Raw genomic sequence first — 25,560 nt, forward strand, 5'->3', positions numbered from 1 at the left:
TGTAAATATTATTACTGCATTCGAGTATGGCAAAAAACACGGTATTTCACGCACGTTTACATTTGTGTTTTAAAAATACCCCTATAAAACAGTAGGTAGGATGGGTGAAGCCCATCGCATTGGGCGGTCGATCATGATGGGTTTCACCCATCCTACGAAACTTCCGACAAGAAACTTCCGACAACCAAGGCGTTATGTCGGAAGGCGCTGCGCTTTTCCGACCTACTTATTCGGCAAGATGTGAAATTCGCCATCCGCGATTAACTCATCATCGACTTCAGTCACCGCCACGCATCGCACCTGCGCACCGGCCGGCCCGTGCTCGGCCCAGGCGATGATGTGCTTGAGTGCTTGCGTTTCGCCGGCAACGCTGGCTTCGACTGAGCCGTCGAGGCGGTTGCGGACCCAGCCGGAGAGCTTGAGCGTGCGGGCTTGCGTCGTGAAAGCGGCGCGATAGCCGACGCCTTGCACCAGACCGACGATGCGCATATTTTTTGCCATGGTTTGTTCTCCTGTCGGACTATTTCTTTTGCAATAACGGCGCTAAATATTGCCCGGTGACGCTGGCCGGATTGGCCGCCACTTGTTCCGGGGTGCCGGTTGCAATAATCTGGCCGCCGCCGGCGCCGCCTTCCGGGCCCAGATCGATCAGCCAATCGGCGGTTTTGATGACGTCCAGGTTGTGCTCGATGACGACGATGGTATTGCCCTGGTCGCGCAGGCGGTGGATCACTTTCAGCAGCAAGTCGATGTCGTGGAAGTGCAGGCCGGTGGTCGGCTCGTCCAGGATATACAGCGTGCGGCCGGTGTCGCGTTTCGACAGTTCCAGCGACAGTTTGACCCGTTGCGCTTCGCCGCCGGACAGCGTGGTCGCGCTCTGGCCGAGCCGGATGTAGCCGAGGCCGACATCGAGCAGCGTGTGCAGCTTGCGGGCGATGACCGGCACCGGCTTGAAGAATTCGTGCGCGGTTTCCACCGTCATGTCCAGCACTTCGGTGATGTTCTTGCCCTTGTATTGCACTTCCAGCGTTTCGCGGTTGTAGCGCTTGCCGTGGCAGACGTCGCACGGCACGTAGACGTCGGGTAAAAAGTGCATCTCGACTTTGATCACGCCGTCGCCCTGGCATGCTTCGCAGCGCCCGCCCTTGACGTTGAACGAAAACCGTCCGGCCGAATAGCCGCGTTCCTTGGCCATATTCACGGTCGAGAACAGGTCGCGGATCGGCGTAAACAGGCCGGTGTAAGTGGCCGGATTGGAGCGCGGCGTGCGTCCGATCGGGGCTTGATCGACCGAGATTACCTTGTCGAAATGTTCCAGCCCCGCAATTGATTCGTGCGCGGCCGGTTCCGCGTGCGCGCCGTACAAATGCCGTGCAGCAGCCAGATACAGCGTGTCGTTGACCAGTGTCGATTTGCCCGAGCCGGAGACGCCGGTAACGCAGGTCAGCAGGCCCACCGGCAAATTTAGTGTGACGTTTTTCAGGTTGTTGCCGGCCGCGCCCGAGATGATGAATTGCTTGTCCAGGTTGACGGCGGTGCGCTTGGCTGGGGTGGCGATTTCCAGCGTGCCGTTCAGATATTTTGCGGTCAGCGATGTTTCGCTTTTCAGAATGTCGGCCAGCGTGCCTTGGGCAATCACTTCGCCGCCGTGTACGCCGGCGCCGATGCCCATGTCGACCACCCAATCGGCGGTCCGAATCGCGTCTTCGTCGTGCTCGACCACCAGCACGCTGTTGCCGATGTCGCGCAGGTGGCGCAGGGTGTCGATCAGGCGGTCGTTGTCGCGCTGGTGCAAGCCAATCGACGGTTCATCCAGCACGTACATCACGCCGGTCAGGCCGGAGCCGATTTGCGAAGCCAACCGGATGCGCTGCGCTTCGCCGCCGGATAAAGTATCGGCGCTGCGGTCGAGCGACAGGTAATCGAGCCCGACGTTATTCAGGAAAGTCAGGCGTGAGATGATTTCCTTGACTACCCGGTCGGCGATTTCCTTTTTTGCGCCGTGCAATTCGAGTTGCTCGAAAAATGCCAGCGTGGTGCGCAATGGCATGCCGGCAACCTCATAGATCGCCCGTTCCTGCGCGCCGCTACCGACTTTGACGAAGCGCGCTTCGACCCGCAACCGCGCGCCGTGGCAAGACGGGCATTGCTTCTCATTGATGAATTTGGCTAACTCTTCCTTGACCGCCATCGAATCGGTTTCGCGGTAGCGCCGTTGCAAATTGGTGACCACGCCTTCGAAAGTGTGATCGCGGATCACAGTCTTGCCGCGTTCGTTCAGATAGGCGAACGGAATCTTGTCCTTGCCGGAGCCGTACAGCACCATCTGCTGCGCTTCGTGGGTCAATTGCTCGAACGGCGTATCGAGGTCGAAGCCGTAATAATCGGCCAAGCTGGTCAGCATCTGGAAGTAGAACTGATTGCGCCGGTCCCAGCCTTTGACCGCGCCGGAGGCCAGCGACAGATTCGGGAAGGCGACGATGCGTTTGGGATCGAAAAACTCGATATGGCCGAGGCCGTCGCACTCCGGGCAAGCGCCCATCGGATTGTTGAACGAAAACAGGCGCGGTTCCAGTTCTTGCAGCGAATAGCCGCAGTGCTGGCAGGCGAATTTGCTGGAAAATACTTGTTCGGCAGCGCTGTCCATTTCCATCGCGATGGCGCGGCCGTTGGCCAGTCGCAGCGAAGTCTCGAACGATTCCGCCAGCCGCTGCTTGATGTCTTCCTTGACCTTGACGCGGTCAACCACCACGTCGATCGTATGTTTTTCAGTTTTTTTCAGCTTCGGCAAATCGTCGATTTCATAGATTTTGGCCTCGCCGGTGCCGCTTTGGACCCGGAAACGCACAAAACCCTGGGCCTGCATTTGCTCGAACAAATCGAGATGCTCGCCCTTGCGGTTGGCCACCACCGGCGCCAGGATCATCAACTTGGTGTCTTCCGGCATCGCCAGCACCGCATCGACCATTTGCGACACCGATTGCGCGGCCAGCGCAGTTTCCGGATGATCCGGGCAGTAGGGCGTGCCGACGCGGGCGTACAACAGGCGCAGATAATCGTGGATTTCGGTGACGGTGCCGACCGTTGAGCGCGGGTTGTGCGACGTTGCTTTCTGCTCGATGGAAATTGCCGGCGACAAACCTTCGATCAAATCCACATCCGGCTTTTCCATCAATTGCAGGAACTGGCGCGCGTAGGACGACAGCGATTCGACATAACGGCGTTGTCCTTCCGCATACAGCGTGTCGAACGCCAGCGACGATTTGCCGGAGCCGGACAGGCCGGTAATGACGACCAATTTGTTGCGCGGCAAGTCCAGATTGATGTTTTTGAGGTTGTGCGTGCGCGCACCCCGAATGCGGATTTGGTCCATGTACAACTTTCTGCGGTGGTTTTTTGGTTCTTGGGCTTATGGTGAAGAATAAAACGAGGCGGATTCAAGCGCGAAGTGTAACCGGCGTCAGTTCTCGCAGGGTCATCTGCGGCTGAACTTGTATTGGGTACTGGATATCATGCGCTGCTGGCGCAACACACGCATTGTCCACGAAAGATACGAACCAGACTCACAATCCGACAATTTTCGTGAAAATAAGGAGTATCGTCATTTTTATGGCATTCTCCGCATAGTTTATATGCGTTAGTTAAATATACTACTAGCTAGTAGTAAAGTGGATGAAACCCACACAGTTTGATCGTACGAAAAGCGCGGGGTTCACCGCCCTGTCTTACTTTTCGTGCCTTTCGTGTTTTTCGTGGACATTGTTCTTCACCATGATGAAGATGCGTAACATCCGTTGGTATTTTTAAAGCGGCAAATTCGGCCTTCGCAAGCAGGCCGGACAATCAACCTGATACTATAGCTTCTTTTAAAATCCGCTGTAAAACCCGCTTCTTCTCCCATATCGTCACTACTGCACATGTCTGCAAATACCAGTCACACCTTGCCAGCCGCCATGACGCGCGCTGAAATCAAGTCCACTACTTCGCTGGCATCTATTTTCGCTTTGCGCATGTTGGGCCTGTTCCTGATTTTGCCGGTTTTTGCGATTCATGCCAAAACCTTGCCCGGCGGCGACAGCGCTTTCCTGATCGGTCTGGCGATGGGGATTTACGGCCTGACCCAGTCGTTCGGGCAAATTCCGTTCGGCGCTGCCTCCGACAAATACGGCCGCAAGCCCGTCATCATCATCGGCCTGATCCTGTTTGCGATCGGCTCCTTCATCGCCGCTGCCGCCGACAACATGCTATGGATGATTATTGGCCGGGCGATCCAGGGCGCCGGCGCGATTTCAGCCGCCGTGACTGCTTTCATCGCCGACTCGACCCGCGAAGAACACCGCACCAAGGCCATGGCGATGGTGGGCGGCTCGATCGGCCTGACCTTTGCCTTTTCGCTGGTGGCTGCGCCGCTGTTGTACAAGGTTGTCGGCATGGGCGGAATTTTTGCGTTGACCGGCATCTTGTCGGTGCTGGGAATTCTGGTGGTCTTGTATCTGGTGCCCGCCGCGCCAGCGCTGCCTGCTGCGCGCGTGCCGTTTTCGGCCGTGTTGCGCAACAGTGAACTGATGCGCCTCAATTACGGCGTGTTTGCATTGCATCTGATGCAGATGGCGATGTTCGTCGTGGTGCCGCCGGCGCTGGTGAAGTATGCCAACTTGCCGGTAGCCGAACACTGGAAAATCTATTTGCCGGTGGTGCTGGCCTCCTTCATCGTGATGCTGCCGCCGATCTTCATCGGTGAAAAACAGGGCAAGATGAAGCAAGTGTTTGTCGGCGCGATTGCGCTGCTGCTGTGCGTGCAACTCGGGATGTGGCAATTTCTGACCCAGCCGATGGCATTGATCGCGCTGTTATTCGCCTTCTTTGTCGCCTTTAACATCATGGAAGCCAGCCTGCCGTCGCTGGTGTCGCGCATTGCGCCGCCGGCTGCCAAAGGCGCGGCGCTGGGTGTGTACAACACCTTGCAGGCGCTCGGGCTGTTTTGCGGCGGGGCATTGGGCGGCTGGCTGAAACAGTATGCCGGGCCGAATTCGGTCTTCATCCTCGGTGCAGTGTTGACGGTAGGCTGGCTTATAATCGCATTCAATATGCAGAATTTACCGCGCCGCAGTAAACCTCAGGTTGCGGCCGTCTAGTACCAAACGTCCAGTACCAAACACCACAGAAAATCAGGAGAATCACATGGCCTCAGTCAATAAAGTCATCATCGTCGGCAATTTGGGCCGCGATCCGGAAATGCGCTACATGCCCAGCGGTGACGCCATCGCTACCATTGCCGTGGCCACCACCGACAGCTGGAAAGATAAAGCCACTGGTGAAAAGAAAGAAGCCACCGAATGGCATCGGATCACCGCTTTCGGCAAGTTGGCTGAAATCATGGGGCAATACCTGAAAAAGGGTTCGCAAGTGTATATAGAAGGCAGCCTGAAAACGCGAAAATATACCGACAAGGATGGCATTGAAAAATACGCGACCGACATCCGTGCCGACACCATGCAAATGCTGGGCAGCCGTCAGGGCAGTGGCAGCGCCGGCATGGATGACGGCGGCTACAACAGCGCACCGGCCCCGCAGCAACGTCAAAATAGCCCGCAACAACAGCAGTCGCGGCCACAGGCTCCAGCCGCGCGGCCGGCATCGAACTTCTCCGACATGGATGACGATATTCCGTTCTGAAAATACTTATTTTGGTTTGTAAAAAAATTCGACGCAGCCCCTGAAAAGGCTGCGTTTTTAATATCTGAATGGGTAGAGACCTGCGCTATTTCTGCCTGGAACAGAGCGCACTTTCGCTTAAAATGGTGCGCTGCGCTAAAGTAGCGTGTTGGGATCAAGGAGCATTACATGATATTAGTCACTGGTGGCGCCGGCTTCATCGGCGCAAATTTCGTACTCGACTGGCTGGCGCAAAGCGATGAGCCGGTCATCAATCTCGACAAGCTGACCTACGCCGGCAACCTGAACAACCTTGCCAGCCTGCGCGATGATCCGCGCCATGTGTTTGTCAAAGGCGACATCGGCGATACGGCGCTGGTGTCCAGCCTGCTTGCCACGCACCGGCCGCGCGCGGTGCTGCACTTTGCGGCGGAAAGCCATGTCGACCGCTCGATCCTCGGCCCGGCTGCCTTTATCGAAACCAACGTCAACGGTACTTTTAGCCTGCTAGAAGCGGTGCGCGCTTACTGGGGCGGCTTGCCGGAGGCGGACAAATCCGCGTTCCGCTTCCTGCACGTGTCCACCGACGAGGTGTACGGCACGCTCGGCCCGGACGATGCGCCATTTACCGAAACCACCGCTTACGCGCCCAACAGCCCGTATTCTGCTTCCAAAGCCGCATCCGACCATCTGGTGCGCGCTTATCACCATACTTACGGCTTGCCGACGCTGACCACCAATTGCTCCAACAACTACGGCCCGTATCATTTCCCGGAAAAACTGATCCCGCTGATCATCACCAATGCCAGAGCCGGCAAAGCGCTGCCGATTTATGGCGACGGCCAGCAAGTGCGCGACTGGCTCTATGTGAGCGACCACTGCGCCGCGATCCGCCGCGTGCTGGCAGCAGGCCGGCTGGGCGAAACCTATAATATCGGCGGCTGGAATGAAATGGCCAATCTCGATGTAGTGCACACTTTGTGCGACATCCTCGATGTGCTTGATCCGAAAGCCGATCGCAAGGATGGATCGAATACTTATCGCGACCAGATCACCACCGTCACGGATCGTCCCGGCCACGACCGCCGCTACGCCATCGACGCGGGCAAGATCGAGCGCGAACTGGGATGGAAACCGGCCGAAACCTTCGAGACCGGCATCCGCAAAACCGTACAGTGGTATCTGGACCATCAGGAATGGGTGCGCGACGTGCAATCCGGCGATTACCTGAAATGGGTGGAAAAACAATACGGCTGATGTAACTTGTCGGATGGGTGAAACCCATCATGATCGACCGCACAATGCGATGGGTTTCACCCATCCACCGTAGATAGTTCCCGCATATAAACAGTAGTAATTTTTAACATACTCATTAATATGAAACTTAAACGCAAAGGCATCATCCTGGCCGGCGGCTCCGGCACCCGTTTATATCCGGTCACGATGTCGGTTTCCAAGCAATTGCTGCCGGTGTACGACAAGCCGATGATTTATTACCCGCTGACCACACTGATGCTGGCAGGCATGCGCGAGATTCTGATCATCTCCACCCCGCAAGACACGCCGCGTTTTCAGGAGTTGCTGGGCGATGGCAGTCAGTGGGGCATCAACCTGAGTTACGCGGTGCAACCGACGCCGGACGGGCTGGCGCAAGCATTCATCATCGGGCGCGAATTCGTCGGCGACGGTCCTTCGGCGCTGATTCTGGGTGACAACATTTATTACGGCCATGAGCTTGATGCAAAGCTGTGCGCGGCTTCCGAGCAAACGGCTGGCGCAACCGTCTTTGCCTACCATGTGCAGGACCCGGAGCGTTATGGCGTGGTTGAATTCGATGCGCAACGCCGCGCCGTCAGCATTGAAGAAAAGCCGATCACGCCGAAGTCCAATTACGCGGTGACCGGTTTGTATTTCTACGACAGCCAGGTGTGCGACATCGCCGCCAACATCCAGCCATCGGCCCGGGGCGAACTGGAAATCACCGACGTCAACCGCGTCTATCTGGAGCGCAATCAGCTCAATGTCGAATTGATGGGGCGCGGCATGGCCTGGCTCGATACCGGCACCCATGAATCCTTGCTGGAAGCAGGCCAATTCATCGCCACCATCGAAAATCGCCAGGGACTGAAAGTCGCCTGCCCGGAAGAAATCGCTTACCGCAAAGGTTATATCGACGCCGCGCAACTCGAAAGTCTGGCGCAACCGCTCAAAAAGAACGGCTACGGTCAGTACCTGCTGCGCCTGTTGAACGACAAGATATTTTGAGTATGCAGATGTTGTGTATAAGTGGGGGAGTATCATATTAAAATGGCACTTTCCCGCACATAAATAAAGCGACATAAAAAATACATATTGCTGTATCTAAACTATATACAGAAACGCAGCTTGCTCACAAAAACACCCACCGAATAAACACCATGCAAATTCAGACCACCGCCATCCCGGACCTGCTCATCATCGAACCCAAAGTTTTTGGCGACGACCGCGGCTTTTTTTATGAAAGCTTCAATGAACGTCGCTTTACTGAATTGACTGGCGTCAAGACCAATTTCGTGCAGGACAACCACTCCAAATCCGCCAAAAATGTGCTGCGCGGGCTGCATTACCAGATCCAGCAGCCGCAAGGCAAACTGGTGCGCGTAATTGCCGGTGCAGTGTTCGATGTCGCTGTAGATATCCGCAAAAGCTCGCCCACCTTCGGCCAATGGGTCGGCGTCACGCTCACCGCCGACAACCAGCGCCAGTTATGGATACCGGAAGGCTTCGCCCACGGCTTCGTCGTCACCAGCGCATCGGCAGAATTCCTGTACAAAACCACCGATTACTGGGCCCCGGAATTCGAACGCAGCATCCTCTGGGCTGACCCAGCCATCGGCATTCAATGGCCGATAGATGCGGAACCGTTGCTGTCCGGCAAAGACAAAGTAGGTAAATTGCTTGCCGAGGCCGATGTCTTCGCATGAGAAGCCCGCGCACCGCCTAAATCCCCACGCGCCCGGTAGGAGCGCACCCGGGCGCGAAAGCAGTCGCCAGACTGCAGCCATTGGACGCGCCCAAGCACGCTCCAAAAAATGTGCCATTTCGACAGTATTGGCACAAATCGCTTAGTTCAGGCAGGTATAATCACCTCCCTCGTATGCCTCGCCACACAACTAAAATACACTTTATGACCCGCATCCTATTAACAGGTAAAACCGGCCAAGTCGGCTACGAACTGGAGCGCAGCCTGCAAGGTCTAGGCGAAATCATCGCGCTCGACCGCAGCCAGATGGACCTCGCCAACCTGGCCCAGGTGCGCGACGTCATCCGCCAAATCAAGCCCAACCTGATCATCAACCCCGCCGCCTACACCGCAGTGGACAAGGCCGAAAGCGAGCCCGACTTAGCGATGCGCATCAACGGCGAAGCGCCCGGGGTGATGGCAGAAGAAGCCAAAAAGCTCGGCGCAGCGATAATTCACTACAGCACCGACTACGTCTTCGACGGCACCAAAACCACGCCTTACACTGAAGATGATCCAACCTGTCCAATCAACGTCTATGGCGCCACCAAACTGGCAGGCGAGCAAGCGATCCAGGCCGCAGGCATCCCGCACCTGATCCTGCGCACCAGTTGGGTATACGGCATGCGCGGCAACAACTTCCTGCGCACCATTCTGCGACTAGCCCAAGAGCGCGAAGAACTGCGCATCGTCGCCGACCAGCACGGCGCACCCACATGGTGCCGCACCATCGCCGACACTACTGCCCACATCGTAGCCCTTGCCAAAAGTGCGCAAGATGCTCGGGAATGGTGGCAACAACGCTCAGGCATTTATAATCTGACCGCGCAAGGGCAAACGACTTGGTACGGATTCACACAGGCCATACTGGAAAATGCAGCAATTGCCAAGAAACCGCTTCTTACGCCGATTGCGACCCAGGAATATCCATTGCCGGCTAGACGGCCGACATATTCAAGCCTGTCATGCGAACGGCTGATGAATACGTTCTGTGGATTGCCAGCTTGGGAAAATGCTTTAAGGCTATGCCAGAACTGAAATGATAAAAATGGGGCCAAACGCAAAGCATCAATGAACGTATAAATTGTAGGTGTGTCCGATAAGCACGAACAGTTCCCAGGACGCTATCGCGAACCGTTCTTCTTCTTCTTCTTCTTCTTCTTCTACAAAATAAACTGTGACGGCTTGTGTTATTCAGAATACTGGCAGGATGTATTTATTTCAGAGCCAATAAAATTGTGTGGAAAATATTATGTTTTTGGCTATACTAAGGCCTAGCAGACAGCTTAATCTGTTATGTCGATTAATAGATTGATTAGCACATTTTGCGCTTTGCCGGCCTGGCAAAGTGCATTGATGTTATTCCAAGATAAAATGCCGTAATTAGCTGTCATTAATACACATTATGTTTGGAGTTAAGCGTGACGCTAAACGCGAAAAATATTATATACATCCATTAAAAATACATAAATTAATGCGGTCCTATGATATTTTTTCATGGGAATAGCTCTTAACCAATAAAATAAATGTAAATGAATTATTTTATACGATACTTCTAAAAAACGAAAATAGGATGTGAATACATAATATGTATTATGAAAAAATTTCGGCAAATAGAATTCAATTAGTTGAATACGATGCGAATTTTTTAGACTACTCATGGCATTGGTTGTGTGATGAGGAATTAAAAGAATTAACGATGACACCGGATTTTGACAAAAAGACTCAACATGAGTGGTTCGCATCACTTTCGAAGAAAAAAGATTATTTGATTTGGGGGATTAATGTCGATGGTAGGCCAATAGGTGTATGTGGTCTGAAAAATATTACATTGGACGGTGGTGAATATTGGGGTTATATTGGAGAGAAATTATTTTGGGGAAGAGGGATTGGCAGTGAGATACTACAGCGTTTAATTAATATTGCAAAAGAGCGAGACTTGAAGTGGCTATCATTGCAAGTTTGGATAGGGAATTCCAGAGCAATTTCATTATATAAGAAATTTGGTTTTTTGGAGCGCCAAGAAGCTACGAATACTGTTCATATGATATTGGAACTTTAGTCAGATTATGCAAATAATTACGTACAGCACATTAGATGAAAAACGGTGGGATGATGTCTGTGAAAAATCATTAACCGGGACATTTCTACACACTAGAAAATTTTTGTCCTATCACGGAACTCGCTTTCAAGATGTCTCGTTGATACTCCTTGATGAAAAAGGAGATGTGCTTGGACTATTTCCCGCTGCAGTTGATCCTGCAAATAATCGACGCGTAATTAGCCATCCCGGCATAACTTATGGCGGACTTTTATACCGTGGTAGAAAAGGAGTTGCACAGGTGGCTGAAATGCTATGTGCAATTGCTAAGTGGTATCGAGAGCAGGGTTTTACTGAGTTGATATATAAGACAACACCTACACATTTTCATAATGATCTTTCATGTATTGATCAATACGTGTTGTGGAGGTTAAAGGCTGTACTATGTCGGCGTGATCTTTGGAATGTTATTGCGCTAACTGGCAAAAGATCTTTAAGCAAGGGGCGCAAGTGGTCTGTTAATAAAGCAGCTAAGAGTGAGGGTATAGTTAAGCTTGAAACTAGCGAAGAAGCGTATCTTCTTTTCCATTCTATGCTGGCACAAAATTTAAAAGAGCGATACGGGACAGACCCTGTTCATTCTTATGATGAAATGATTAAACTTAGTCAAATGTTCCACGATCACATATCACTCTGGTTGGTATATGACAGAGAAGGAATGATTTGCGCCGGAACATGGATATTTGATTATGATAAACGAGGTCTTCATACTCAATATATTGCTTCAACAAAACATGGGCGTGATATCTTCGCTGTAGATATGTTATTGGAGTATTTGTTGAGGAAAGCTGAAGTTGAAGGAAGAAGATATTTTTCGTTTGGTGCTAGTACGGAAAATAATGGCTTAGTGGCGAATGAGGGATTGTTTGATTTTAAAGCTGGATTTGGGTTAGGTGCAATCATTCATGACTACTATCAGGTGAATCTTGCGGAAATGGAAGGATGATATATTGTGAGTATAAATGATTGCAAAATTATTGATTTGCCGAAATACACTGACCCGCGAGGAAACCTATCGGTGATTGAAGGCGGTATACACATTCCATTCGACATCAAGCGTGTTTATTATCTATATGACGTGCCGGGTGGTTCATCGCGAGCTGGTCATGGTCATAAGGAGCTTCAGCAAGTCATTATCGCAATGTCGGGCAGCTTCGATGTGATCATTGATGACGGATTTGAGAGAAAAAAAATTCATTTAAACCGCTCTTATCATGGCTTATATATTCCAAAAATGATGTGGCGTGAAGTGGAGAACTTTTCGTCTGGCGGTGTATGCCTTGTCTTGGCTTCAACTGTATATGATCAAGCAGACTACTATCATGATTATGATGAATTTGTAGCCATTGCTCATGCCAAAAATAGCAGAACTTATTAAATTAATTTATATGCATATTCCATTTCTTGATTTAAAAGCGTCTAATTTAGAACAAGCCGCCGAACTTGAAAATGCATTTCATCGCGTTTTAAACTCTGGCTGGTATGTTTTAGGAAAAGAGGTAGAAGCATTCGAGCAGGAATTTTCGAGTTATTGCGAAGCTGAACATACTATCGGTGTTGCGAATGGCCTCGACGCTATTTTCCTGATTCTGAAGGCATACGGTATCGGACCAGACGATGAAGTAATAGTACCTAGCAATACTTATATCGCGACGTGGCTTGCTGCCTCGCATTGTGGCGCCGTTCCTGTTCCGGTTGAGCCAGATGAGCGGACCTACAATATCGATCCGTTGAAGATCGAAGCAGCTATTACGCCCAGAACCAAGGCGATTATCGCGGTGCACCTTTATGGTCAACCGGCTGATATGGACACGATCAATGAAGTCGCGCACCGCCATGGTTTGAAAGTGATTGAAGATGCGGCTCAAGCACACGGTGCGCTCTACAAGGGGCGACGCGTGGGCAGTCTGGGAGATGCAGCAGCGTTCAGCTTTTATCCTGGCAAGAATCTCGGTGCTGTAGGTGATGGAGGGGCCGTTACCACGAGCGATGCTAAGTTGGCCAATGCGATTCGCGTTTTCCGAAACTATGGTTCCAGCGTCAAGTACCACAACGAAGTTATCGGGTTCAATTCACGCCTGGATGAGCTGCAAGCTGCGTTGCTGCGTGTCAAACTTCCTGCGCTGGATGGTGGCAACGCAAAGCGTGCAAAAATTGCGGATATGTATTCGGAAAAGCTTGCCGACATAAGCGGGATCACTTTGCCACAAGTGCCTGCTTGGGCCAATCCGGTCTGGCACCTATATGTGATACGCACCGATAAGCGCGATATATTGCAAAAATCATTGGCAGAGCTTGGCATTGGTACGATGATCCATTATCCGGTCCCGCCGCATCTTCAACCGGCTTACGTCGCGTTAGGGTACAAGCTGGGCGATTTCCCGATTGCTGAACGCATTCATCAGCAAGTATTGAGCCTCCCGATGGGGCCCACGATGTTGGAGCGTGACGCGCAGCAGGTGATTGAAGCGGTAAAAGCCAGCCTCGTATGAATAAGCTGGCGTGAGGAAACTATTAACTGTCACGCTATTTAGCGCGCTGCTCACCTTATTGCGGATGGCAAGCGGCTTCGTCATCGCCAAGGTAGTCGCCATTTATACCGGCCCGAGTGGAATCGCGATGCTGGGGCAAGTTCAAAGTCTGGTCAGTGCGCTCAATGGCATAGTTGCCGCGCCGGCGGGCAGCGGCGTAGTGCGTTACACCGCCGAATACCAGGCCGCCGGATTGGATGGTTGTGCCCCATGGTGGAAGGCTGCGCTCAAATGGATCGTAGTGCTCTTGGCTGTAGTCATTCCGGCCGCATGTATTTTTGCCAAATCTTTGGCGCACTGGGTATTTGGCGACGTTGGTTATTTCTGGTTGGTCGTGATGACTGCGCTAACGTTGCCCTTATCCGCAGCCAACACCTTGGTCGCATCGGTAATCAATGGTCAGCATCAGTACCGCCGCTATATCGGGCTAGGAATGGTATCGATTATTGTCGCCACCATAGTAATGGTGTTGCTGGTGATGGAGGAGAACCTCAACGGTGCAATGATCGCTGCGGCGCTGTTTTCGAGCATTTCTGGCTTGGTGATGCTAGTCGGATCAATGCGACAGCCGTGGTTCCGTCTGAAATATTGGTGGGGTAAAACCGATAAAGCGCAGCTGAACGGCATCGGTGGTTACGTCGCAATGGCCATGACCACTGCGTTGACCGTGCCGGTATCGTTGCTGATGGTGCGAAATATTTTGATCGACCAGGTCGGTTTGGAGCAGGCCGGCCACTGGCAAGCAGTATGGAAGATATCCGAGGTTTATCTTGGTGTGATCACCATGGCCTTAAGCACCTACTTCTTGCCCAAACTGGCTTCGTTGGCAGGGACAGACGCGATTTTGAAGGAGATTAAAGCTACCGCAAAGATAGTGATGCCAATTGTGCTGTTATTGGCAATCGTGGTCTATCTACTGCGCGATGTAGCAATTAGCTTGATATTTACCGAAGCGTTCCGCCCAGCGCGGGATTTGTTCGCGATTCAACTGATGGGCGATGTAGTAAAAATTCTGTCCTGGCTGTATGCATACCCAATGCTGTCTCGTGGTGCGACGAAATGGTTTATGGGAACCGAAATGACTTTCTCTATCAGCTTTGTCTTGCTCGCGTATTTTTTTGTGGCGGAATACGGCGTTCATGGGGCTAATATTGCCTACACACTTAATTATTCTTTATATCTACTTTTTATATACAAAAATGTAAAACGTTTTTCTCGATAATTATTATTCAATACCGCACGCTATGCTTTAGGGTATAAAAGTTCTGCATTTGCATAATATGAATATTGCTAAAGGCATTAAAATTGTTCAGCGCATTGCCGCTCAAGAACTGAATTGGGCAAGAGAACGCAGCTCGGCGTTTAACCATCGCCAGAATCTCTTTTGCGTAATAGTAATTCCCATGCGCTCGATTCTACACAGAGGTTGATTTGAAAATGCCGACCACCTTCGCTTCAGACTACCCACTTATTAGTGTCTTAATCCCTGCCTATAACCATGCACGGTACATCCGTTCCTGCCTTGATAGCATCTTGTGCGATGGCTACCAGAATTTAGAAATCATTGTTCTTGATGACGGTTCAACCGATGAGACGTATCAGTTGGCGGACGAGTGGTTCGGCACCCATGAACGTCGTCTAAGCCATTATCTTCTGATGCGCCAAGATAACCAGGGCGTTACTAAAACGCTGAATACTTTACTCCGATCGTTTACGGGTGAATATTTCGTGTTGCTGGGGAGTGATGACATGCTACTGAAAGGGGGTATTGAGGCGCGGCTTGCTGTTCTTAAGGATACTCCAAAGGCATTGGCCGTTTTCGCCGACGCCATCGGCATCGACGAAACGGACAAGAAAATCTACAACTCGGTTTTGGTAGATAAATTCCGTGCTAGCTTGCGGGCGCTTTCGAATTGCCGTACCAGACCATACGAACTTATACTCAACTGGTGTATTCCCGGTACGGTATTTCTGGCGAAACGTGAAGTAATAGAAAGAATCGGATACTTCAACGAGACCTTTCGAATAGAAGATCGTGATTATTACCTAAAGCTCATCGCAAACGATGCACTCGCTTTTACCGCTAGCAAGGTTGCAGCGTACCGCCTCCATGGCGCATCGAGCACTGGGACACAGGAAAAACAGATCCAGGTGGGACTGGAAGTTATGCGAATAGAAATGCACAATCTTGACAGTTTCCGCGGGCTTAAACGAACCGCGCTTTGGCTGACATTGCGAGGGAATGCCGTGAATTTCCACTTGGCCACCGGTATCAAAGTAATGATCCCGTTCCTGCAAACCGCCATCGCCCGTTCCGGTGCCATAGCACTTAAATATACGGCTCGCTTAGTGGCTCATGTCGATGGGAAGAACCACTAGTGATTCCATTGGATTTTCTTGACCTAGTGTCACAGCATATAGAGGTGTCGCTGTTTTTTTGTGCAGTCCTGATTCTGGCCTACTTTATGATATATCGATCTGGTATTTCTTCAGTGGCCGACCCTCTTTTTCTCGGAATCGTTGCATCTGCTTTTTCCACCTCGGTCATTGCGATTCTGGTGTATCTTGAAAAGATTGAAACGGTTTATCTTGTATCGTTTTTAACCACCGAAATAGCGTTTATCGCGGCCACTCTATGGGGGGGGGCGAAACACCTACGGCTACGAAGGCTAGTCCCGGATACTGCCGAGAGCTCTTGGTACCTTATCTTCCATTACATATTAGTCACTACATTCCTGGCATCAACTTCCATATACCTTTGGAATGTTGGGTTGCCTGTGCTCCAGACGACTTCCCGCCTTATTACATTCCAAGAACTGGGCATGCTCACTTGGATACTTGATGCGACATGGGTCGGTGTGCCACTATCCGTGCTTTTGAAACGCCATTTTTTAAGCAGAAAAAGTGCGTTTGATTACTTTCTTTTGGGCCTTTCATTCTTCCTCTTTGCAACTAAAGGAGGTAAATCGGACATTGTCTATATACTTTTTGTTTTGCATACATTCTCACAAGTTACTGGTGTGACATCGGCTAAACGAGTTGAGTCGGCGCTGCTCATAGCGCTTCCTGTCTTGCTTGTAGTAATTACTAGTGTCGTCCTTGCAACATGGGATGTAGAGACGTCAGCGTTGCAAGTCGTTCTCGAAAGATTTTTATTGTTTGGAGACGCGTTCTTCATGGGCTATAACGATTCGTTTTTAGCTACTGTTCCAAATATAGGCTTCTTCGACTATTTTTTCGGCGGAACCAAGTCAAGCATAGATACATTTCTAGGAAACGCTACAAGCGAACGTTTTATTCTGGGTTACGCAATTTCCGAGTTCTACTATGGTTCAGGGGAAGGTTATGGCCCCAACGCACGACATAACATTCTTGGTTTGATTCTTTGGGGGCCCATATTTGCGGTGGTGTTTTCAGCATTCTGCGGCGCAGCCTTTCGAATATGTCGTAGATATGTATTCGGGAATGGTAAAAGTATTTTTTCTATTTTTCTGTATTGTATTATTAATGTTTACTCATGGTTTTTTTTCATTGATCCATCACTCGTGTTTGGATACTTGCTTAAAATAGCTCTCGTCGTATCACCTTTGGCTGCGTGCGCTTATTTGCTTAGTTCTCTTTCCATTTTTGGTAGACCACCAGTTGTAAATGTCATTAAATAATGACAAATATTTCAATGGCATTTGTGGTAACCGTATATTTATTCAGACGCACCTAACCTAGAAGGGTTCTTGCTGGAATCTAACGCAAAATTCAAGATGATGGTGGATGTCGACAATGACGAATACCTGAAAATGATTTTCTAGATCAACTATACTAGCCAAATCTATGATTACATTTTCTTGTTAAAAAAATATGTTATTCCGTCATGAAATTTGAATTACATTAATGAAAGAAATTTCTTTCATATTTAATTTCTTATATTGGTAATCTACTTATGCTTTTACAGCCAGTTATATTGTCGGGTGGATCTGGGACGCGTCTATGGCCATTGTCCCGCAGTAATTACCCAAAGCAGTTTTTAGGATTGTTTCAAGAACAGACTATGCTGCAAGCAACTATTTTACGCTTACAGGGATTTTGCAATCCAATTTTGGAGTCTGTGCTGTCCCCTATTGTCGTAGTTAATGAAGAACACCGTTTTATTACAGCAGAACAAATCCATGCAGTGGGAATTTCGAAGCCGCAACTAATATTGGAACCTGCCGGACGTAATACTGCGCCTGCACTGACCTTGGCGGCGTTAGCGGCCCAACAAAATAGTAATGATGATCCAGTTTTGTTAGTAATGCCTGCTGACCACATTATTACGAATCTGAATGCCTTTAAGGATGCAGTTGGGGCAAGCTTGCGTGCAGCATACGAAGAAGATGTAATTATAACTTTTGGAATTACGCCTACGGGGCCTGAAACTGGCTACGGTTATATTTGCGCCCAATCTACACCCTCGGCTACGGACACAGTAGCCATTGCCGCCTTCGTTGAAAAACCTGACCGCGAGACTGCGCAAAGATATGTAGAGATGGGTAATTATCTTTGGAATAGTGGGATTTTTTTAATGCGCTCAAGTGTGTGGTTGAAAGCCATCGCGCACTTTAATTCCGCTATTGATCAAGCATGTCAAAAGTCTTATATCGAAGCTACACACGATGAAGATTTCATTCGTGCAGGACGTGAAGCTTTTTTGGCTTGCCCTGCAGACTCTATTGATTATGCAGTCATGGAAAATTTGTCATCAACGCATGGCTTTGATGTGCGCGGTCGCGTTATCGCTTTAGATGCCGGATGGTCAGACGTCGGTGCCTGGAATTCAGTGTGGAAAATAGCTCCTAAAGACACTAGTGGGAACGCCGTCTTGGGGGATGTATTGTATGAGCAAAGTAAAAACTGTCTTGCTATAGCGGAATCGCGTCTTGTGGTTTGTCTAGGGTTAGAAAATATTGTAGTTATCGAAACACCTGATGCAATCTTAGTAGCGGATCAAAGCAAGGTGCAAGAAATAAAGAAAATAATTGATAAGTTAAGTAATGTCAATCGCGATGAGTGTGTAGCCCATCGAAAAGTTTATCGACCTTGGGGTTGGTACGATAGTGTAGATAGCGGAAATAGATTCAAAGTTAAGCGTATTGTTGTAAATCCTGGTGCCAGCCTTAGTCTTCAAATGCATCATCACCGGGCTGAGCATTGGATTGTTGTGAGTGGTACTGCAAGAATCACGCGGAATGACGAGACGATTTTACTAGGCGAAAATCAATCGACATACATCCCTCTTGGTGCGACACACCGTCTTGTAAATCCTGGAGTCATTCCATTGGAAATGATTGAAGTTCAGTCAGGAAGTTATTTGGGAGAAGATGATATTGTTCGATTGGAAGATATGTATGGTCGCACTACTAAATAATTGTAATTGTTAAAATTAAAATTTTAAGATACATCGTGAAGATTAAAAATTTATTAATTAAAACATATTTAGTTGCCTTATCTCATGGTGAGTGGAGGCATAAATCTAAAATTCAAACTTTTCTTAAAAATATTAATTGTGATAATTCTGATGTGGTTTACGTTGATACGTCAAAAAAAATAAATGGCAATCAAGAAATTAATGAGGCGTATGAGTTTTCTGGTTACCAATATGGGTTAGCTAAAATTATTAAAAATTTTTCATGTTCTGAAAATGTAAAAATTAAAATTATTTTTATTAATGATACGTTATTTGAATCGCATATTTCACTTATATCAATATTTTTATCATATGCAATTGGTTGCATTAATCAAAATTCGTTTAGTATCATTGGACTAAAGCAATGCACCGTCAGTCCTTATGCCGTGGATAAAGAAAAATATTTCTATATGCCAACATTTTGTTTTGCAATATGTGGTGAGAAAAAAGACTTAATAAAAGTAAAATTTTATGATGTGGAAATATGTAACTCAGTCGGTTTTAAGTTTTTTTGGGATAAACTGGCAATTGAATATAAAAATACAATCAAGAATTGGCTTAATCCGAAACATTTTTTATCTGGTTGGTATAAGTCTGTTCCTTGGCGGCCGTTAGATAGTGGCACATATTTCAGGAAATGCATTTGTATATATTTCGAACATTATCTACCATCTCGTTTAAATGGTGTTGGATGTAAATGTATTTTTATTAATGACATTAAGAAATTTAAGATTCAGGTTTTAATGCTAATGTTTTTTGATCGTTTATTTGTAAATTATAAAAAAATTATATTTAGATTTAAAGAAAAATTATGCGTATGAGCAAACCTAAAATATTAATAATTTCAACTCGTTTCCCGCTCCCAGTAATGCGCGGTGGTGATTTGAGAATTGTTGAGTTGGCGAAAGAGCTTTCTATTTTTGCAGATGTTGATTTAATTTGCTTTTCAAAAAAAATTATTGATTCTAAATCGCTTGATACGATTCCTTTTAGAAATGTTTTTTTTGTAAAGTTTAATTTGTTCTCTGCATTATTTCGATTGATTTGTGCTATTCCGAGCAAATTACCTTTTCAAGTTAGACTATATGCTTCGTCTGCAATGTCGAGACAGGTTGAAACTTTGTTGCCTTCCTATAGCATAGTGATTGGGCATATGATCCGCTGTACGCAATTTATTCCAAAAATTAAAACTATAGCTAGAATTGCTGAGCTTACAGATGCAATCTCTTTAAATTACTCTAGAACAGCTGATGTACATAAAAATATATTGATGCGTATTATTTATCGGATTGAATCAAAGCGCGTTAAAGCGTTTGAGTTGATGACAATTGAGAATTTTGATAAGAGCTATGTAGTTTCACCAGTTGACTTGAGGTATTTTTACAATAACTTACAAATGGATTTTTTTAATCGGATTGAGCTGGCAACCGTTGGCCTTGATCTTAAAAAATATAAGCAAGTATCTTTGTGTTCAAAACCTAATGTCGGTTTTGTCGGATCGATGGGCTACTTACCGAACATAGATGCTTGCCAATTCTTTATTGATGATATTTTTCCATTGCTTAAAAAAAACATACCTAATTTGCGTTTTGTAATTATTGGAAGAGGTCCACGTAGAATTTTGAAGAAATTCTCACTGTACGAAGGTGTAGATGTTCTTGGGGAGGTGAGTTCCATTGCAGAAGAAATTAAAAATTGTTTTGCGGCAATAGCTCCATTAAGAATTGGTGCGGGGATTCAAACAAAAGTTTTGGAATATATGGCGCTGGGTGTACCTGCTGTTGTTACAGATATTTGTAGTGCTCCAATTGGCGGGTCGAATAACGTACACTATCTTGTGGGAAATACTTCTGCTGAGATAGCGGCGTGCTTGCTTGACTTATATACTAACCCTAATCTTAGCGCGGATATTGTTAAAAATGCTAGAGAACTTATTGTTAATCGGTTCTCATCTGATGTTTGTTTAAAACCATATAAAGAATATATTAATTCAATAATATTCTCTAATTTAAATGGATAAATCTATTTTACTCACTGGGGCAAACGGATTTGTCGGGCGGGCACTTGCTGCCAACCTAGTCCAGCAAGGTGCCTCCTTGACGTGTGCTGTCAGAAGACCTTTCGAGCTCGAAGGTGCATGTATGAGGTCGATTTCAAATATCGATGGATTGATGGATTGGTCGGATTGCCTCTCTGGGATTGATACCATCATTCATGCAGCTGCTCGGGCTCACATTGTGAATGGATCTGCTACAGGCTCATTCACAGAATTTCGACGGGTAAATGTTGACGGCGCTTTGAATTTTGCTCGTCAAGCTGCGGATGCTGGTGTAAAGCGCTTTGTGTTCATAAGCTCGATTGGTGTCAATGGTGCTGAAACCTTTGGTACACCCTTTTCTGAATTGTCATTTCCGCAGCCGCATGCCGATTACGCATTGTCGAAGTTGGAAGCAGAAGAAGGCTTAAAATTAATCTGTGCTGAGACCGGAATGAAGTTTGTCATCATTCGTCCGACCTTGGTTTATGGTAGTAATGCTCCTGGTAATTTTGGCCGTTTACTTAAATTGGTTCATAAAGGTTGGTTATTCCCCTTGGGTTTGGTGAGAAATCAGCGTTCAATGCTGGCACTCGACAATTTGGTGGATTTCATTAAGGTTTGCATTGAGCACCCACAGGCTGCGAATCACACTTTCTTGGTGGCTGATGGTGAAAGTGTTTCTACGCCACAACTGATTCGTCTATTGAGTAAGGGTATGGGTAAGCCAGAAAGATTATTTCCATTGCCAATCCAAGTCCTTAAATTGGGTGCTTCTTTGTTGGGTAAGCAAAGCATGTATCAACAACTTTGTGGTTCACTTCAAGTGGATATTTCTAAAGCGCAAAGTATGCTGGGCTGGGTGCCGCCAGTGCGTGTGGATGACGGATTGCGTCTTGCAGCCAAAGGGTATTTGAATGAAAAGATTATTTGATTTTGGTTTGGCCTTATTCGCATTGCTGATTTTATTGATACCACTTGGTTTGGTGGCGGTACTCGTTAAATTGACCTCTGCTGGTCCTATCGTCTATTGGTCCGATCGCGTCGGGCGGCTTAACAAGATTTTCAAAATGCCGAAATTTCGGACCATGCGGGTCGATACGCAGGCCGTGGCTACGCATCTTTTATCGGACCCGAAGCAGTTTTTGACGCCCGTGGGTTCTCTTTTGCGTAAATCGAGTCTGGATGAATTGCCGCAGCTTTGGAGTATTTTCAAGGGCGTTCATATCCGGTTGAGCAGTAACCAATTTTTTAAAATAAGCGGAGGCAATAATCCGTGTTATTTTAAAAAAAGTTTAAATTATAAAACAGCGATGAATTTAAAGGCTTCGTGTTATGCAAGCTATTAACTCAAGAGCAGGTAAAACGTTTTTACAAAGAACTGGATACTTGGCCTATGTGCCGGCCCCACTTCCGCCAAATCCACCGATATCATTTGACGCTGACATGATCCGCTTGTTGTCTGAAGCTGATTTGGCTCTTGGGCGGCTGTCAGGGATTTCGTCTCTGCTTCCGAACCCCGATCTATTTGTTGCTATGTATGTCAAAAAGGAAGCCGTTCTTAGCTCGCAGATTGAAGGAATTCAATGCACGCTGGATGATGTATTACAGCAGGAAGCTGACCAGGAAGGGGTGCGCACAAAAGATATTGGCGAGGTTGTCAACTATGTGAATGCCATGAATTATGGAATCGAGCGCCTTGAGACGCTACCGCTATCGTTGCGGTTGATTCGTGAAATTCACGGACATCTGCTGCATGGAGTGCGAGGCGAACATAAAGACCCTGGCGAGTTCCGGCGCACTCAAAACTGGATTGGGCCGCAGGGCTGCACACTCACCACGGCGTCTTTCGTCCCGCCACCTGTGCCGGATATGAATGAGGCGCTATCCAATCTTGAGGCATTCATTCACGAGCGCCACTACCTGCCAATTACCATTCAGTGCGCGATAATGCATGCGCAATTCGAGACTATCCATCCATTTTTAGATGGAAATGGTCGGGTTGGACGACTACTGGTCTCGCTATTGCTTCATGAGCGTGGCGTACTTAAGCAACCGTTGCTTTATATAAGTCTTTTTCTAAAGCAAAACAGACTCGATTATTACGACCGCCTTATGGCCGTTCGACAAAAAGGCGATTGGGAGGGATGGATAAAGTTCTTTCTTGAAGGAATCGCTCAAGTAAGTCGTGAGGCGTCTTTGACGGCGCAACGCATTGTCGCGTTTCGTGAGAACGTAATGACTAGTGCTCGTGCTTTTGGGAAGAACGAACTTGCCCTGATCGACCATTTGTTCGCGCATCCAATTATGGATATCCGTACAGCAGAGAGGCTTCTTGGTTGCTCCTATGTAACAGCGGCAAATACACTTCAAAGCTTTGTTAAAGACGGATGTGTAATTGAAACTACAGGTCAAAAACGGAATAAACTTTTCAGGTTTTCCGGATACTTGAACTTATTCGAGCATGGCGCACCCTCCGATGTAAGCGACGGAATTGGAGATGGAGGCTGAGAGAGCTGGTGCATGGGCACTCCATAGCAGGCTGACTAGTTACGAAAAAACTTAATGCAAAAATCGTTTGATAAAACCGTTGCACATTTTCTTGCACATCGTTGATCGGCCTGGGTATGAAAAGATTATTTGATTTTGGTTTGGCTTTATTCGCATTGCTGATTTTATTGATACCACTTTGTTTGGTGGCGGTACTCGTTAAATTGACCTCTGCTGGTCCTATCGTCTATTGGTCCGATCGCGTCGGGCGGCTTAACAAGATTTTCAAAATGCCGAAATTTCGGACCATGCGGGTCGATACGCCGGCTGTGGCTACGCATCTTTTATCGGACCCGAAACAGTTTTTGACGCCTGTGGGTTCTTTTTTGCGTAAATCGAGCCTGGATGAATTGCCGCAGCTTTGGAGTATTTTCAAGGGCGATATGAGCTTTGTTGGCCCGAGACCGGCTTTGTTTAATCAGGATGATTTGGTGGCATTGCGTACGCAATATGGCGTTGATAAGGTGTTGCCGGGGTTGACCGGCTGGGCGCAGATTAATGGTCGGGATGAGTTGCCTATTCCGGATAAGGTCAAGCTGGATGTCGATTATGTGCGCCGCCAATCGTTTTGGCTGGATTTGAAGATCATATTTTTGACCTTTTTGAAGGTGGTGCGGCGGGATGGGGTTACGCATTGAGGATGGTTTTGTGTTGACGTTGGGCGCGTTGTTTTTTGTAGGAGCGCACCTGGGCGCGATCAACGGCTGCAGTCTGGCGACTGCTTCGCGCCCGGGTGCGCTCCTTGTATGCTGATTTATAGGATGTTTGGTGTCTACAAGGTGCGGTTGATCGAAATGGTGGCCTGGAATGCGCGTTCTTAGTGGAGCGAAGTGTGATTGAGTGCAATGGCGGCTTTAATCGGATAGCCGATTGAAAAGACCTTATTTGAGTGCTAATATTGGTGCTATTAAACGAACAGGAGAAAGAGATGGCACATTTAATATTGGCAGAAACGACAGCCAGCGTTTCTGAATTGAAGAAGAACCCTATGGGCACTGTTGCCGCTGGAGATGGCTTTCCGGTAGCAATACTTAATCGTAACGAACCAGCTTTCTACTGCATACCTGCGAAAGCCTATGAGGCGCTATTGGACAAGCTGGAAGATATGGAACTAAATGCACTTGCGGATGCCCGTTCGGGACAGTCTGAAACCAAGGTTAGCCTGAATGATCTATAGCCTTGCCTTCAAAGAGGAAGCTTTGAAGGAGTGGGGCAAACTCGATAATAACGTGGTTAACCAGTTTAAGAAAAAACTGGAAGAACGACTGTTAAATCCGCGCGTTCCTACCTCAAAGCTCTCCGGTCACAAAGACAGATACAAAATTAAGCTTAGAGATGTCGGTTATCGCCTGGTTTATGAAGTGCGCGATGGTGAGCTTATTGTTGTAGTTATCGCCATCGGCAAGCGAGAACGCAATGCGGTGTATAAGGCTGCTGCAAAACGATAAGAAAATAATTCTTCCTTGTGCATTATTTTTCCTGTCCCGGCCGCAGGCGGTGCCGATGCAAACTTTTGACCTTTTTGAAGATGGTGCGGCGGGATGGTGTTACGCATTGAGGTTGATTTTATAGGAATGCCTTTAGGACGCGATGGGTTGGGCACAGTCACAGTTTATGCTTCCTAAGACTGAATTTTAAAGGATGGTTTCATGAGTGCAACTTATGACAAAGATGTTGTCGCTTGGGCTCATGAGCAAGCCCAGTTATTGCGTTCAGGCCAGCTTACTGATTTGGATATTGAGCATATTGCAGAGGAGATCGAGGACGTGGGCAAAAGCGAACAGCGCGAATTGGCGAGTCGGATGGCTGTTCTACTCGCTCATTTGCTCAAATGGGAATTCCAGCCAGATCATCGCGGTTCAAGTTGGGAGGCAACGATCCATACGCAACGAAATAGTATCGAGCGCCGTATCCGTACGCCCAGCCTAAAGGCGTCTTTGTCTGATGCTGATTGGTGGGCAGATGCTTGGGATGATGCAGTTAATGCAGCATCGACGGAAACAGGTATGGCGTACACGGATTTCCCGGATGTTTGTTCGTGGTCTCAAGAGCAGGTTATGGATCACCATTTTCTACCCGATCAGAGCAACCCTTCGCGCCCTTGACTGCTTGGGGATGGCAGACAAAGAGGGACGCTGAAAAGAAGAGGTTGCAAAAAATGGGAGGCTAAGTCTTGCATGAAAAACAAGCTAGCAGGAAGCTGGGGCCCGGCCTCACATTCCTACGCGGGATGGGATGACGTATTGA

The 25,560-nt window shown here is 48.1% G+C and carries 24 protein-coding genes and 1 pseudogene; 23 read left to right on the forward strand and 2 right to left on the reverse strand.

Going from position 1 to position 25,560, the window contains the following annotated elements; all coding sequences use genetic code 11:
• Positions 1–222: 222 nt before the first annotated feature.
• Entirely contained in the window at positions 223–501 is a 279-nt protein-coding gene (locus KGFNPO_RS01415; RefSeq protein ID WP_472632755.1) for an acylphosphatase, read from the reverse strand.
• Between the two features lie 19 nt (positions 502–520).
• Positions 521–3,373 carry an excinuclease ABC subunit UvrA gene (uvrA, locus tag KGFNPO_RS01420; protein WP_472632756.1) on the reverse strand — a complete coding sequence of 951 codons (2,853 nt, stop codon included), beginning with the start codon at positions 3,371–3,373 and terminating at the stop codon, positions 521–523.
• A gap of 544 nt (positions 3,374–3,917) precedes the next feature.
• Between uvrA and KGFNPO_RS01425 the strand changes: the two genes are divergently transcribed.
• The 23 genes and pseudogenes from KGFNPO_RS01425 to KGFNPO_RS01535 all read left to right on the forward strand — a co-directional run bounded on the left by KGFNPO_RS01425 (position 3,918) and on the right by KGFNPO_RS01535 (position 25,418).
• Positions 3,918–5,135, forward strand: coding sequence for an MFS transporter (locus tag KGFNPO_RS01425; RefSeq protein WP_472632757.1), 1,218 nt, complete (start codon positions 3,918–3,920; stop codon positions 5,133–5,135).
• 46 nt (positions 5,136–5,181) lie between these two features.
• A complete protein-coding gene (ssb, locus tag KGFNPO_RS01430) occupies positions 5,182–5,676 on the forward strand; it encodes a single-stranded DNA-binding protein (RefSeq protein WP_472632758.1) in 495 nt (164 codons plus the stop codon).
• A gap of 168 nt (positions 5,677–5,844) precedes the next feature.
• Positions 5,845–6,912 (forward strand): dTDP-glucose 4,6-dehydratase, encoded by a 1,068-nt coding sequence (gene rfbB / locus KGFNPO_RS01435; RefSeq protein WP_472632759.1) that lies wholly within the window; start codon positions 5,845–5,847, stop codon positions 6,910–6,912.
• 120 nt (positions 6,913–7,032) lie between these two features.
• Positions 7,033–7,920, forward strand: a complete 888-nt coding sequence (gene rfbA, locus KGFNPO_RS01440) for a glucose-1-phosphate thymidylyltransferase RfbA (RefSeq protein WP_472632760.1) — start codon at positions 7,033–7,035, stop codon at positions 7,918–7,920.
• A 152-nt stretch (positions 7,921–8,072) separates the two neighbouring features.
• Entirely contained in the window at positions 8,073–8,618 is a 546-nt protein-coding gene (rfbC, locus tag KGFNPO_RS01445; protein ID WP_472632761.1) for a dTDP-4-dehydrorhamnose 3,5-epimerase, read from the forward strand.
• Between the two features lie 203 nt (positions 8,619–8,821).
• The gene (gene rfbD / locus KGFNPO_RS01450) at positions 8,822–9,694 is read left to right on the forward strand and encodes a dTDP-4-dehydrorhamnose reductase (protein ID WP_472632762.1); all 873 of its coding nucleotides are present in this window, start codon (positions 8,822–8,824) and stop codon (positions 9,692–9,694) included.
• A 550-nt stretch (positions 9,695–10,244) separates the two neighbouring features.
• On the forward strand, positions 10,245–10,718 hold the full coding sequence (locus KGFNPO_RS01455; RefSeq protein WP_472632763.1) for a GNAT family N-acetyltransferase: 474 nt from the start codon (positions 10,245–10,247) through the stop codon (positions 10,716–10,718).
• A gap of 7 nt (positions 10,719–10,725) precedes the next feature.
• On the forward strand, positions 10,726–11,703 hold the full coding sequence (locus KGFNPO_RS01460; protein WP_472632764.1) for a hypothetical protein: 978 nt from the start codon (positions 10,726–10,728) through the stop codon (positions 11,701–11,703).
• Positions 11,704–11,709: 6 nt separating this feature from the next.
• Positions 11,710–12,135: a sugar 3,4-ketoisomerase gene (locus KGFNPO_RS01465; protein ID WP_472632765.1), complete on the forward strand. Its 426-nt coding sequence runs from the start codon at positions 11,710–11,712 to the stop codon at positions 12,133–12,135.
• Positions 12,136–12,145: 10 nt separating this feature from the next.
• Positions 12,146–13,249, forward strand: coding sequence for a DegT/DnrJ/EryC1/StrS family aminotransferase (locus tag KGFNPO_RS01470; protein WP_472634538.1), 1,104 nt, complete (start codon positions 12,146–12,148; stop codon positions 13,247–13,249).
• Positions 13,250–13,313: 64 nt separating this feature from the next.
• Complete coding sequence (locus KGFNPO_RS01475; protein ID WP_472632766.1) at positions 13,314–14,510, forward strand: O-antigen translocase; 1,197 nt, start codon at positions 13,314–13,316, stop codon at positions 14,508–14,510.
• Between the two features lie 215 nt (positions 14,511–14,725).
• Positions 14,726–15,667 (forward strand): glycosyltransferase, encoded by a 942-nt coding sequence (locus KGFNPO_RS01480; RefSeq protein ID WP_472634539.1) that lies wholly within the window; start codon positions 14,726–14,728, stop codon positions 15,665–15,667.
• Positions 15,667–16,950: a hypothetical protein gene (locus KGFNPO_RS01485; protein ID WP_472632767.1), complete on the forward strand. Its 1,284-nt coding sequence runs from the start codon at positions 15,667–15,669 to the stop codon at positions 16,948–16,950. Before KGFNPO_RS01480 ends, KGFNPO_RS01485 begins: the two co-directional genes overlap by 1 nt.
• Positions 16,951–17,225: 275 nt before the next feature.
• On the forward strand, positions 17,226–18,689 hold the full coding sequence (locus tag KGFNPO_RS01490; protein WP_472632768.1) for a mannose-1-phosphate guanylyltransferase/mannose-6-phosphate isomerase: 1,464 nt from the start codon (positions 17,226–17,228) through the stop codon (positions 18,687–18,689).
• A gap of 35 nt (positions 18,690–18,724) precedes the next feature.
• The gene (locus KGFNPO_RS01495; RefSeq protein WP_472632769.1) at positions 18,725–19,549 is read left to right on the forward strand and encodes a hypothetical protein; all 825 of its coding nucleotides are present in this window, start codon (positions 18,725–18,727) and stop codon (positions 19,547–19,549) included.
• Positions 19,546–20,748, forward strand: coding sequence for a glycosyltransferase (locus KGFNPO_RS01500; RefSeq protein WP_472632770.1), 1,203 nt, complete (start codon positions 19,546–19,548; stop codon positions 20,746–20,748). The genes KGFNPO_RS01495 and KGFNPO_RS01500 overlap by 4 nt, the downstream gene beginning before the upstream one ends.
• Positions 20,741–21,697, forward strand: a complete 957-nt coding sequence (locus KGFNPO_RS01505) for an NAD-dependent epimerase/dehydratase family protein (RefSeq protein WP_472632771.1) — start codon at positions 20,741–20,743, stop codon at positions 21,695–21,697. Before KGFNPO_RS01500 ends, KGFNPO_RS01505 begins: the two co-directional genes overlap by 8 nt.
• A pseudogene (locus tag KGFNPO_RS01510) lies at positions 21,681–21,983 on the forward strand (sugar transferase); the annotation flags it as partial. The gene KGFNPO_RS01505 and the pseudogene KGFNPO_RS01510, both read left to right, overlap by 17 nt.
• Positions 21,984–22,098: 115 nt before the next feature.
• The gene (locus KGFNPO_RS01515; RefSeq protein ID WP_472632772.1) at positions 22,099–23,274 is read left to right on the forward strand and encodes a Fic family protein; all 1,176 of its coding nucleotides are present in this window, start codon (positions 22,099–22,101) and stop codon (positions 23,272–23,274) included.
• A 116-nt stretch (positions 23,275–23,390) separates the two neighbouring features.
• The gene (locus tag KGFNPO_RS01520; RefSeq protein ID WP_472632773.1) at positions 23,391–23,951 is read left to right on the forward strand and encodes a sugar transferase; all 561 of its coding nucleotides are present in this window, start codon (positions 23,391–23,393) and stop codon (positions 23,949–23,951) included.
• A 290-nt stretch (positions 23,952–24,241) separates the two neighbouring features.
• Entirely contained in the window at positions 24,242–24,490 is a 249-nt protein-coding gene (locus KGFNPO_RS01525; RefSeq protein ID WP_472632774.1) for a type II toxin-antitoxin system Phd/YefM family antitoxin, read from the forward strand.
• Positions 24,480–24,761, forward strand: coding sequence for a type II toxin-antitoxin system RelE family toxin (locus KGFNPO_RS01530; RefSeq protein WP_472632775.1), 282 nt, complete (start codon positions 24,480–24,482; stop codon positions 24,759–24,761). The genes KGFNPO_RS01525 and KGFNPO_RS01530 overlap by 11 nt, the downstream gene beginning before the upstream one ends.
• A gap of 201 nt (positions 24,762–24,962) precedes the next feature.
• Entirely contained in the window at positions 24,963–25,418 is a 456-nt protein-coding gene (locus KGFNPO_RS01535; RefSeq protein WP_472632776.1) for a DUF29 domain-containing protein, read from the forward strand.
• Positions 25,419–25,560: the final 142 nt, after the last annotated feature.

It is taken from the genome of Gelidimonas diazotrophica, from assembly GCF_055694025.1.